The sequence below is a fragment of the Aquiflexum sp. genome, from assembly GCF_041751335.1.
Lineage (GTDB): Bacteria > Bacteroidota > Bacteroidia > Cytophagales > Cyclobacteriaceae > Aquiflexum.
On the sequence record NZ_JBGSXS010000240.1, the window covers coordinates 1 to 12,679 of the forward strand.

A 12,679-nucleotide genomic window follows, 5' to 3' on the forward strand; every position below is an offset into this window, starting at 1 on the left:
GAATTGTTCATCGAAGAGCAGGAAAATTCATTGGGTCAATTGGTGCTTTCAAGAAAGAAAGCCAGAATGGTCCGTGCATGGAGCGATATCGAAGATGCCTTGGCCAATGACAGTGTCATCGAAGGCCTAGTAAAAAGAAGAACCAAAGGTGGTCTGATTGTGGATATCTACGGTGTTGAAGCCTTCTTGCCAGGTTCCCAGATTGATGTGAAGCCTATCAGGGATTTTGATATCTATGTAGGTAAGAAAATGGAAGTGAAAGTGGTTAAAATCAACCACACCAATGATAACGTAGTCGTTTCTCACAAAGTCCTGATCGAGAAAGATCTTGAGAAACAAAAAGCTGAAATATTGAACAACCTTGAGAAAGGTCAGGTATTGGAAGGAGTGATCAAAAACATGACCAACTTCGGTGTTTACATCGATTTGGGTGGTGTAGATGGTTTGCTTCACATTACTGATATCTCTTGGGGAAGAATCAATCATCCGGAAGAAGTGCTTAATTTGGACGACAAAGTTCAGATTGTGGTTCTTGATTTTGATGATGACAAGAAAAGAATTTCTTTGGGTATGAAGCAATTGACTTCACATCCTTGGGATGCACTTTCTGCTGATCTTGAAATCGGCTCCAAAGTTACAGGCAAGATTGTAAACGTAGCAGACTACGGAGCATTCCTCGAATTGGCTCCTGGAGTTGAAGGTTTGATCCACGTGTCTGAAATGAGCTGGTCCCAGCACTTGAGAAATCCTGCTGACTTTGTGAAAGTCAATGATGAGATCGAAGCGGTGGTATTGACTTTGGACAAAGACGAAAGAAAAATGTCTTTGGGCATCAAGCAATTGACTGAAGATCCTTGGACTAAGGGTGATATGTCCTCTAAATACGGCATTGGCACCAAACACAAAGGTGTGGTAAGAAACCTGACCAACTTTGGCTTGTTCCTTGAATTGGAAGAAGGTATCGATGGCTTGGTCCACGTATCTGATCTTTCTTGGACCAAGAAAATCAAACATCCTGCAGAGTTTGTAAAAGTAGGTGATGAATTGGATGTTGCTGTATTGGAACTTGATGTGGACAACAGAAGATTGGCCCTAGGTCATAAGCAATTGGAAGAAAATCCATGGGATACTTTCGAAACTGTATTCCCTGTAGGTTCTGACCATAAGTGTACAGTAGTTTCCAAAAATGATAAAGGTGCTGTTTTAGAACTTCCTTATGGATTGGAAGGATTTGCTACTTCTAAGAATTTGGAAAAAGAGGACGGATCTTCAGTAGAAGTTGGTGAATCTTTGGATTTCAGAGTTACTGAATTCTCCAAAGATGACAAGAGAATTGTTCTTTCCCATACTGCTACATTTAGAGAAGAAGCCAGACCAGCTGCTGCTGCTCCTAAGAAAGCCGTCAAAAAAGCATCTGCACCGGCAACCGAAGCTACAGCTGATAAATCCACCTTAGGAGATATCGATGCTTTGGCTGAGTTGAAGGAAAAGATGGAAGGTGGTAAGAAGTAATCTTTAGAAAAAAGAGACAAGAACCAAGATGGTTCGTATCAAATATTTAAAAGTGTCTGCCGGAAGGTGGGCACTTTTTTTTTTGTGTTTGTTTCAAACTGAAAAAATAACTAAGTGTAGCGTTTTTCAGGTTTATTTTTTAATTTTTCAACATGAAACGATACTGTCAATACCTGTTTATCTCACTGGTTTTTTTCTCATGTGCCAATCAAAAAGAACGGGAGATTGAAATTTCTAATAGCTTTTCTTTTGAAGTAGTAGATTCTTTGGATTTAAAGATTTTAGGCGACCCAATGCTGATTGATATTAATCCTAAAGCAGACAGGTTTGCCTTTTATGATTTTGCTGGTAAAGAATTTGTCTTCACTGATCAATCAGGAGATGTTTTTAGTCGATTTTCAAAAAATGAAGACACCCCTGATGCCTACGGTTTTCTGATGGAATTTCCAGGCTTTATAAATGATAACCAAATTGCTCTAGCAGGGATGAAAGGAATTTTCATCTATGATTTGGAGGGCAACATGGTCAAAAAAATGGAACATCCTGAATTGTTGGGTGGCGCAGGTTTTATGAGTTTTCCCGGAAAAGGAATCGAAACAGTGATGCTCAACGACCGAAAATATTTGCTCAGTAAATCCGTGCGCACCCGTGACACTTTTGCTGGTGAGCAATTATTCTATGACACTTTTAAGGCATTGGAACTTATTGATATTGAAAATGACAACTTTGTTGAAATTGTCCCTTTTGAAAAAGGAAGCCAATTTTTAGATGGGAACGGTTACTTTGAAAGTGATTACGCACCTGCTTTGGAGGCGTTCGAGGACAAACTTTACGTTGCTTTGGGTGGGGAAAATCGATTGATTGTATATACGCTAAGCCCTGAAGGAGCAAAGCTTGATACCATTATCAATCTTCAGATCCCAGGTTTCGAAAAACTTCCTATAACATCTCGTGAGGAATTTTCTGATGGTTCCATAACGATCAAAGGAAATACTCCTGCCATTAGAAACATACATGTTGTGGATGAAAAAATCATGATCCATTACTATGGAGGTTTTCCGGATGGTACAATGAAAGAGCTTGAAGGCATGTGGAGTTCGGGTGATAAAGAAGAAGCTGCGAAGTTCTACAGTAAAGCAGAAAGTGAAGTCAGTCAGGGAGTCTTGATTTTAGATAAAGAAACCTTGAAAAACGTGGGCTATCTTGATTTTCCCAACCGAATAAATAAAAGTGGTTTTGCATCAAGGGGAGGATTTCTATGGATGCAAAAAATCCTAGACCCAAATGAAGAGGAAGATTTTTTAAGAATTTACAAAGTGAAAGTGGAAGCCAAATGAATAAACATTGCATCTGTATAATTTTATTTTTAGCAATGACATTGGGTTGTTCCGAAGTAGAAAAAAATTCCAGGAATAATGTCGATTCAAACGAATGGGAGCTTGTGATTTTAGATTCAATTCAGGTGGACTATTTGGCTGACATCAGAGAGGGGATTTTTAACAATGGAATAGGTCTGATTAAAGACATTTCAAATAGTACTTTGATTAAGTTTGACTCAACAGGAAATATTCTTGTAAAAAAAGAATTTCCTAAAGAAGGACCTGGGTCAGTAATGCGCTTGGAGACTTTACTTGAACATAAAGGAGAATTCTTTGGAACGACTTCATTTAATAATTTTTATCATTTCGATGGCGACCTTAATTTAAAAGAAAGTTTGGAAATGCCCTTTATGGGTGAAGCTAGAGGCGGTGCCTACAACAGAAGAAATATTGCTGTTTGGAAAGAAAAATTGCTGTTATGGTATCCAGGACGCAATGGTATCAGTCCTTATATTGACCATTTTTATAGAGATTACCCTCTTTTGGAATTGTATGATTTAAATACAGAAACATCAAAACCAGTTGTTAATACACCTCCGACATCAAAATTTAGCAGTGATGATTTTTTTAATCGGCCCAACATAAATTTCACCATAGAAAACGACAGCTTGTATTTTACCTTTTCCAATGAGCCCATTTTGCATGTATATGCTTTAGGGGATAGTATTACCTGGCAAAGAAGTATTGATATGGAGCCAACCGATTTTAAATTATTCCCAGGACAAAACACTCCTGTGACATATCGAGAAATGATAAAAATGTTTGAAGCACAAATCCGAGGCATATATTCAGATTCGAACCATATCATTGTCACATATCATGGTGGAATTGATGAAGATACTTTTACGAACAATAACTTAAAGGAAAGAGAAAATTTTTTCCGGTATCCGGAATTCATTACCAATTATCTCAAAATCTACAGGTATGGATATGGTTGGTCCAATGAGATGATTGTTCCTTCAAAAATCAAATTTATACTTAACATCGAGTCTGTGGATAAACCAATCTATGCCCTCAGAGATGATGATTGCCTCGGGGAAGAGCAGGATTATATTACTTTTTATAAACTTAAATTGGTCAAAATATGAAAATCAGGATTTTGGCGATGTTATTTCTCTTCTTTTTACTTCTCGCTTGTTCATCAAATAATAAGTCAGATTTGGAGAGTTTTTCTAACGAATGGGAACTTGTGATATTGGATTCTATTCAGGTTGATTATTTGGGAGTTGTAAGTGGAGGAGATTTTAGAAATGGGAAGGGAGTGTTTTTTAATTTTCAGGAAAATAAATTGATTGAGTTTGATTCAACTGGGAAAATTAGTTATGAAATGACTTACCCAAAGGATGGGCCGGGAAAAGTCGAATATCCAACCCAATTGCGGTACACAAAGGATGGAAGACTTTTCGCAGCAAGTTTTATGGGCTGGTTGTATGAATTAAATACTGATTTATCTTTAAAGCAGGAAATAAAACTATCATTTCCAAGTGAGGCAAAAGACGGAGGTGGATTACTTCGCAATTTGGAATATTGGAATGATTCATTATTAAGTTTTTACCCAGGTAGAGATGGGGCAAATCCCTACGATCCACATTTCTTCCGAGACCATTTTCTTTTAGAAAAAATTGATCCAAGAACAGGAGGTTCAGAACCAATAATTAAAACTCCAAGTACTTCAAGATATTCTTCAGATAAATACTATGAAAGACCTTGGGTCCAATTTGGCATATCCGGGAATATTCTGTTCTTGGCACTCAGCAATGAGCCAATGATTCATACTTTCGATTTAAGCCATGGTGGAGAATACTTAAACACTATTGATATTCAGCCCTCTAAATTTTTGGACAATGGTGAACATCAAGAAAAATACCAATATATCTCAGAGAGAAAAATGCTTGATGGTGAAATCAGACAACTATTCGTAACAGAAAAGGGATCAGTGGTCATTTTTATGGAAGGTATTGACGAAGATGTTTTCTTCCAAAATGAATTGCACATTCCAAAAAACTTTCCCAAATACAAAGACTTTCAAAATCAGATTTAAAAAGTCATATATCAAGATTCCAGCCTTTCAAATGAAATCATTATACCATATAGCATTGGAAGAATTTTGAATATTGAGGAACTGGATAAGCCCTTTTACGGGCTTAGGGATGATGATTATCTCGGGGAAGAGCAAGATTACATCACCTTTTATAAACTTCAATTGGTCAAAAAATGAACTATTCGAGAAGCTTTATTTCAAAAGGATTTATTATTTAATTGGTAGCAAGTCGGGGAATTTTGTCGCATTTTGAATGATTTTTACGTCCCCAATAATATAGATGGTTAGATTCGAATAAATTCTTATCATTCATCAATCAAATTTCCCACCTATTATTGAAGTTTTTATGAGTAAACTAGTCGTTTCTTTAAAGTTGTTTTTGTTCCTGTTTGGAGTCCAAACTTCACAAGCCCAAAATTCATTTTATGGGAAAGTTTATTACGGTATTTCTGATGCAGCATTGCTTGTCAAAGAAGAGGTGGTTGGGGGAGGTTTAAGTTATGATCCGGAAGGGTTAAGGGAATTCGGCTTTTTACTGGGAAAGGAGTTAAGTAAGACATGGGCAATTGAAGCTGGATTGAATGCTGCATCTGCAGATTTCAAATATGTACTCGGCCACAGAATGGTTTCTGCTCATGAATCAACCATGCTTCCTCCTTCTGAAAGATTTCAAATGCTCAGTTTTCCTGTTTTAGTGCGTTATTCCATTTTTCCTTTTTTGTATGTGAATGCTGGCCCCATGCTCGATATTCAGCGGTCAAAAAACCCTGACTATAACCAATCAGGAATAGGTTACCTATTGGGGATTGGTGCCGAGCATTATTTAAAGAAAGTTGGTGTCTTTGTCCATCCTCATTTCAAAAGACATGCAACCATTCCATTTGAGTCCACCAACTATAACCTGAACGAATTCGGAGTACAATTTGGGTTGGCGTATAAGTTTTAAACCATGAAAATACGATACTATCTTATACTGTTAATCTTTGGCTTTTTAAGTTGTGAAAAGCAATGGGATGACCCAATTCCTGAAGGAGCTATACTCGGCACTCCAAACTTGACCGCTAACCTTACCGAAGAGGGAAAAGTAATGCTAAACTGGGATTTTTCCAGATTTTGTCCAGGGTGGATGTGTATTGATTGGGTGGAAGGAAGTAGATATGAGATTTTCGGGAAATACCCAGGAACTAATGATTTTATCCGCATTTCACGTTTGGGTGCAGATGAAAAAGCATTTTTGGTGGAGAATCTGGAATTTGGTAAACCTTATGAGTTTTATTTGACCACGCATCGGGCCGGTCAAAAAACCACATCAAACAGGGTCATGATTATCCCCAATCCATTTCCTGAATTTCAAACCTTGATGGAGTCAGATGATTGGGATCCAATATTTAATCCTAAAATAAATCCTAATGGGGACAAGATAGCTTATATTTCTAATTATCGATGGTCTGAAGGTGATCAAAACTTCATGACCTTAAGCCTTTATTTACTTGATTTATTTTCGGGTCAAACGGAACTGATCAAGCTGAACAGTCATCATCCGCAATGGTCTGCAGATGGAAAAAAGATTGTTTTTGGAACTGATGACGGGTTGAGTCAAATTGCTCAAGGTTATAAACCAACCCGATTGGAAATTTTTGATATAAACAGCAAAGAATCCACCGTGATTAGTTCGGGTCAGTATCAACAATATTTCCCCAGTTTCGAAAGAGGTAATGCTGCAGTGATATTTCTTTCAGATTCGTTGGAAAGAGGAAACATGGGGTTATGGAGAACTGAAACTAATGGTACCACTAAAGTACTGTGGCCCTCTTTTCAATTACCTGAACAGGGAGTAGGTTTGCCTTTATTTACAGGTATGGATGGATCAGTGTTTAAAGACATTGTAGCTGTGGACAATATTAGGGTGGTGGAGAACAGACCAATTTACAATATTTATGGTTTGGAATATGGATCAGGGATCCAAAAAAAAGATTTGGTGATTTCCCAATGGAATGATATGGCTCCTGCTTTTTCCACATTTGATGAGAGATTACTTTCCTTTATTTCTGATAGGTCAGGCAGTAGACAAATTTGGACTTTGGATATCACCAATGGTAAATTAAACCAGATTTCTTATTTTAAAAATGATGAAAATTTTGTTTCATCAAGCACTAGTTTGAGTTGGACAGATCAGGGCAAGGCTATTGTATTTTCTATCTATAGTGTTGGCGGGATCCAAAAAGTGGTTAAAATTTCTGTGCCTGATTTTTAATGTTTAATTAAAATCTCTCCCAATCCACTTTTTCAGCCTTTATTGGCAATTCCCTAACTCTTGTTCCAGTTCCATCAAATATAGCATTCGCTATCGCCGCTGCAACAGGTCCCTGCGCAGCTTCCCCTGCACCCATTGGAGAAAGTTCAGGCCGATTGATAATATGGACTTCGATTTCAGGCACCTCCTTAAATCTCATTATAGGATAGGAACTCCAATCCTTGCTTAAAATGCCATTTTCATCAAACTGAACAGATTCCAATAAGGTCCAACTTGCAGATTGGACCATGCCACCTTCGGTTTGGTTTTTCAACCCATCAGGATTGATGCACTGCCCGGAATCTATCACTCCAGTCATTTTGGTCAGTTTAAATGATTTTTCGGCTTTGTTGATTTCCACCTCAGCCAAAACAGCGAAATAGGAGGCTGAATTTTTGTATTTGGAAAAAGCAACCCCATAGCCTTTACCTGGATTTTTCAGCTTGGAATCCCATCCGGTTTTGGAGGCCAAAGTTTCCAAGACAGCGATGGCCCTTTTATCGTCCAGGTTTTTAATTCTAAAGGCAATAGGATCCATTCCTGCCTCAGAGGCCAATTCATCCATAAATGATTCCAAAGCAAAGATATTCCCATAAGCCCCAAGTCCCCTCAAAGCAGAAGTCCGCAATGGGCCATCATAATTGTACAAATGCAATCTTTTATCAGGCATATTGTACAAAGGTGTGGCATTCCGGTATGAACCTCCTGAAAAACCTCCTTTTTGAAATTCAAAAGGCTCTTTTAAATGTCTTGCAGAAACATAATGCCCTGCCTTTCCATTGGGTCGTGTGCTGTGCGTATCAGACCAGATTTTGGTGTCCCAAGCCAGAATCTTTCCAGTTTCATCCATACCTGCTTCCAACTGAATGGACATGGCAGAACCATAGGGTTCCCATTGGTGTTCATCCTCCCGCATCCATTGCAGGCGTACAGGTCTTCTGGGATAGTGTTTGGCAATCAATGCTGCTTCTGCGGAGACATCATCTGCACCATTGTGTCCGTAGCAGCCCGAACCGGGCATTCCAATACATCTGATTTTTTCTTTTGCCAACCCAAAAAGATCTGATAAAGTATTTTGGAGGGGATACACACCCTGGGTTGGTGACCATACAGTCAGGTTATCATCATCACATTTTGCTACAGCACAAGAAGGGCCAGTGGAACCATGCATTTGGTAGGGTCTCTGATATTCAGCTTTGATTTTTTTGAATGAGGAATTGATTTTACCTGATATGCCCGGGCTGTCTTCAACTATTTGGGGAGAATTGGCATTGGTTTTCATATCTTCAAAAAGTGCTTCTGACAAAGGACCCAATTTTGGGCTATCCCATTTACTGCTTTCTTTGAGATGCTGCCATGCTTTGACTGCCTGAAATTCTCTTTTTGCGATAACGGCTACGAAACTCCCATCTTCAATTACCTTTAAAATCCCATCGTGGTCTTTTATATTGTCAAGGTCTATAGAAACAAGCTTTGCTTTATATACCGGTGGGTGGAGAACACGGGCATGTACCATGTCAGGCAATCTTAGGTCATGGACAAAGTGAGCTTCTCCCCGAACTAATTTCATAATATCTTCCCTTGGAACTGCTTTTCCTACGTAAACGTGGTCATTATGATCTTTTATGGGTGCATCACCGGTTATCTTTTCTTCCAAGTATCTTCCCTCCAACAATTCCCAATAGGATATTTCTTTATCAGGACCGCCCTGAATAATACCGTTTTTGACCTGTAGCCCTGTAATGTCCGTCCCCCATTTTTCACCTGCCAATTTTAATAAAACCAACTTTGCCTCAGCAGCAGCCTGACGGATGGCTTTGCCGCTTCCTTCCACCGAATTGCTTCCTGCCGTATAGCCTTCATTGGCTGTCTGCCCAGTATCACCGTTAATAATATGACATATTTCCAGGTCAACATCCAGTTCCTCAGCAGCTATCTGCATCAATGCAGTCCTAATCCCCTGTCCTAATTCCTGTTTTCCAGTCAAAATGGTCACATGACCATCTGCATCTAATCTTATCCAAGAATCGATCAGGTTTCTGTCAATATGTGGTCTTTCAGAAATTCCGCCATAATCATTCATCAAGGTATTTTCTGTTTCCTTAGATTTGCAAAAGGCCAAAGGAAAAAGATTGAATCCGATCAGAAGCTGTCCGGAACTTTTGAGGAATGTTCGTCTATTTGTTGTGGTCAGTTTCATATTTTAAAATTTCGTGGTTTTTGAGGATGCTTTTTTGATAGCAGAAATGAATCGGGTATGTGTGCCGCATCGGCAGATTACAGGCTCTAGGGCATCCCTTATTTCATTTTCGTTTGGCTTTGGATTGGATCTTAATAATGCCAATCCGGCTATCATCATTCCGTTTAAACAATAGCCACATTGGGCTGCCTGTTCTTCAAAAAATGATTCCTGTAAAGGGTGGAGGCCTTTGCCCTTTTCCAAACCTTCAATGGTTTCAATTTTTTTCCCTTCAAAGGATTTGCAAGGTTGGATGCATGATGGAACAGCTTCCCCATTCACCAACACCATACAGCTTCCGCATTGATGCAACCCGCAACCGAATTTAGGCCCATTGAGCCCAAACTCTTCCCTCAACACATACAAAAGCGGTTCTTTCTCATCGACTTCCACTTGTACTTTCTTTCCATTTAGATCAAGTTGGGCTTTTACAGTCATATAGTTTTTATTAAGTAAAAATTCAAAATACCCTTAATCCCCCTAATTTCAAATCCAACAAGTTTGAAAGGAAAAATGGGAAGGATAGACGGAAATGAATTGATTGGTAAAAAGAGAGCGGAAAAATCAGATTTTTTTAAATACCATTTAAAAACAAATAAACCCCCTTCGCAGAATGCGAAGGGGGTTTATTTGTTTTTATTGAGGTCACGAGCGGATTCGAACCGCTGTACAAGGTTTTGCAGACCTCTGCCTAGCCACTCGGCCACGCGACCTTTTGAAATAGGAATGCAAATGTAGGTATATTCAGTTTTTAAGCAAATGTAATAAGTGTAAATTTTGAGACCTTGATTTCTAATTTTCACCAAAGGTTTCTTAATCAATCAAATGAATTAAGAATTTACTTTTACTTTATTTTCAAAAAAGCGCTTTGCATTAAGTGCTTTGGAGGTCGGGGGTGGATTTGAACCACCGTAAAGAGTCTTGCGAACCCTCGCCTAACACTCGGCCACCCGACCTTGAGAAAGATAATTATAAAGAAAGCTTTTCTTCACCTATAAACACCTTAACAACGAAAAAGATTTTGGATTGTTTTTTAAATTTATCGAAACTAAAATATTTTTTAAACAAATTTGGTTTTCATGAATCATAGAGGTCGAGGGTGGATTCGAACCACCGTAAAGTGTCTTGCGAACTCTCACTTAGCACTCAGTCACTCGACCATAATTGAAATATCTGCACCAGCATATCCGGTACTTTCGTAATTCTGCTGACAATTGGATTGTTTACAGAGGATAAAATTTTCAGGGAAAGATTAATTCCAGTTGAAATAAACATTTCCATGAATTATAGAGGTCGAGGGTGGATTCGAACCACCGTAAAGAGCCTTGCGAACTCCCACTTAGCACTCAGTCACTCGACCATAAAGTTAATTTTTGAACAGGCTTTTCCCGAACAAACATAGATTTCCGACAACAAATATTTGCTGACTGTAAAATAAATTGAATGGAACATTTGATCGGGGGTGACTTAAGCGTCCACTATTCCAATAAAGGACAAGGTTTTATTTGAAAAACCTAAAAAGACTTTTTGAAGCCTTATTACTATTAGGAAACTCATCCTTATACATTGCAAAGAAATATAAAATTATCATATTTACAAAGCAATTGATTTTGAATTTTAAAATGAACTCCAAATAATTGCTCCCATTTAAAATTCCCGCAAAGCTAATTTTTTGAGGAGATTTTCTTGACATTTTGTTTTCTTCTGAATTTTACCAAATATTCTTTTATTTATAATCATTCTAAATTGAATTTAGGTTTAAGAATGCTTCTTTAATTTATTGTAAAACAATAACTTACAAATAATTAGAATCTATAAACGCCAAGTAGCTATCTATTTCATCCAAGTTTGAAAAATAGAATCGGGGTAGTACATTTGCAGTGTTTATCAAAAAACGTGCACGAAACTGTTTAATAAGTAATAAATATGACGATCAAACGCTCATTATTAAGTGTTCCTTTAAGGTTAAGCACATTGTTACTTGTGTTTCTCCTTTCGATGAGTACACAGGTCTTTGCGGTTAATCCCGATGTTTCTGACAGTGAAGAAGCGATTGCAGCTGGAAAAGCTATTTTCAATGCCAATTGTAGAACCTGTCACAGACTTGACCAAAAGAATGTAGGCCCCGCACTGAGAGGAGTTTCGGACCGTCATTCAATTGAATGGAACAAAAAGTTTATTCGAAATTCACAGGCATTGATTGCTACTGGCGATGCAGAAGCTGTTGCCATTTATAATGAATTCAATCAGTTGGCCATGCCTGCGCATGAGTTTCTTTCTGATGATGATGTAATGAACTTACTGTCTTATATTGAATATGGTGAAAAGGTAGATCCTGCAGCCGCTGCTGCGGGTGGCGGTGAAGGTGGTCAGGTTGGAACAGGCGGAGGAATTCCAAGTGAATATCTAACTATCATCCTAGCTGTACTTGTAATAGTTTTATTGTTGATTTTGGTAGTTTTGGGTTTGATCATTTCGATCCTTACCAAATACCTATCAAGTCAAAAATTAGATGAAGTTGATGAGGAATTTATTAACCAAAAATTCGATTTCAAGAAATTATTAAGGTCTGATGCATTCATAATTATCATTACTACCCTTGTGGTGGCCTTTGTTGCTAAATCAGGTATTGATCAATTATATACAATTGGTGTTCAACAAGGCTATGCTCCTGCTCAGCCCATTGCTTTTTCCCACCAACTTCATGCGGGTCAATATGAAATGCAGTGTCAATATTGCCACACGGGAGTGGAAATTGGCAAATCCGCCAATATCCCTTCTGCCAATATCTGTATGAACTGTCACGCCCACATTCAAAATGTTGGTGGAAAAGAGGGTATTTCCCCTGAAATCCAGAAAATTTATAATGCAGTTGATAATAATCAACCGATTGAATGGGTCAGAATTCACAATCTTCCTGATTTGGCTTATTTCAACCATTCCCAACATGTTGCGGTAGGTGGTGTGGAATGTCAAACCTGTCACGGTCCCATACAAGAAATGGAAGTGGTCTATCAGCACAGTTCGCTGACCATGGGATGGTGTATAGATTGTCACAGACAGACAGATATCAATTCGCAGGGTAATGAATATTATGATAAATTGGTTCAGCTTCATTCTGAGTCAAAAAATGCTTTGAAAGTCAAAGACATTGGCGGTTTAGAATGTGCGAAGTGCCACTATTAATTTAAATCAATTCAGAACGTACTCTTCTT

9 protein-coding genes and 3 tRNA genes are annotated in these 12,679 nt (G+C 38.3%); 7 read left to right on the forward strand and 5 right to left on the reverse strand.

Annotated elements, in window-relative coordinates; all coding sequences use genetic code 11:
- From rpsA to ACEW8U_RS13385, 6 genes are all read left to right on the forward strand, one after another.
- On the forward strand, positions 1-1,512 hold a 1,512-nt coding region (gene rpsA / locus ACEW8U_RS13360), incomplete at its 5' end, for a 30S ribosomal protein S1 (protein ID WP_373522554.1).
- A gap of 152 nt (positions 1,513-1,664) precedes the next feature.
- Positions 1,665-2,849 carry a hypothetical protein gene (locus tag ACEW8U_RS13365; protein WP_373522555.1) on the forward strand — a complete coding sequence of 395 codons (1,185 nt, stop codon included), beginning with the start codon at positions 1,665-1,667 and terminating at the stop codon, positions 2,847-2,849.
- Positions 2,850-2,953: 104 nt separating this feature from the next.
- Entirely contained in the window at positions 2,954-3,979 is a 1,026-nt protein-coding gene (locus tag ACEW8U_RS13370; protein WP_373522556.1) for a hypothetical protein, read from the forward strand.
- On the forward strand, positions 3,976-4,932 hold the full coding sequence (locus tag ACEW8U_RS13375) for a hypothetical protein (RefSeq protein WP_373522557.1): 957 nt from the start codon (positions 3,976-3,978) through the stop codon (positions 4,930-4,932). The genes ACEW8U_RS13370 and ACEW8U_RS13375 overlap by 4 nt, the downstream gene beginning before the upstream one ends.
- 346 nt (positions 4,933-5,278) lie before the next feature.
- A complete protein-coding gene (locus tag ACEW8U_RS13380) occupies positions 5,279-5,878 on the forward strand; it encodes an outer membrane beta-barrel protein (RefSeq protein ID WP_373522558.1) in 600 nt (199 codons plus the stop codon).
- Between the two features lie 3 nt (positions 5,879-5,881).
- Entirely contained in the window at positions 5,882-7,186 is a 1,305-nt protein-coding gene (locus tag ACEW8U_RS13385) for a hypothetical protein (protein ID WP_373522559.1), read from the forward strand.
- 7 nt (positions 7,187-7,193) lie between these two features.
- On the opposite strand, the gene ACEW8U_RS13390 is transcribed toward ACEW8U_RS13385, so the two are convergent.
- The 5 genes from ACEW8U_RS13390 to ACEW8U_RS13410 form a co-directional block, all read right to left on the reverse strand.
- Complete coding sequence (locus ACEW8U_RS13390) at positions 7,194-9,425, reverse strand: molybdopterin cofactor-binding domain-containing protein (protein WP_373522560.1); 2,232 nt, start codon at positions 9,423-9,425, stop codon at positions 7,194-7,196.
- Between the two features lie 3 nt (positions 9,426-9,428).
- Positions 9,429-9,902, reverse strand: coding sequence for a (2Fe-2S)-binding protein (locus ACEW8U_RS13395; RefSeq protein ID WP_373522561.1), 474 nt, complete (start codon positions 9,900-9,902; stop codon positions 9,429-9,431).
- A gap of 204 nt (positions 9,903-10,106) precedes the next feature.
- Positions 10,107-10,177, reverse strand: a tRNA-Cys gene (locus tag ACEW8U_RS13400).
- 170 nt (positions 10,178-10,347) lie between these two features.
- Positions 10,348-10,420 (reverse strand) — tRNA-Cys (locus ACEW8U_RS13405).
- Between the two features lie 334 nt (positions 10,421-10,754).
- A tRNA-OTHER gene (locus ACEW8U_RS13410) sits at positions 10,755-10,824 on the reverse strand.
- Positions 10,825-11,390: 566 nt separating this feature from the next.
- On the opposite strand from ACEW8U_RS13410, the gene ACEW8U_RS13415 reads away from it, so the two are divergent.
- Entirely contained in the window at positions 11,391-12,650 is a 1,260-nt protein-coding gene (locus ACEW8U_RS13415) for a c-type cytochrome (RefSeq protein ID WP_373522562.1), read from the forward strand.
- Positions 12,651-12,679: the final 29 nt, after the last annotated feature.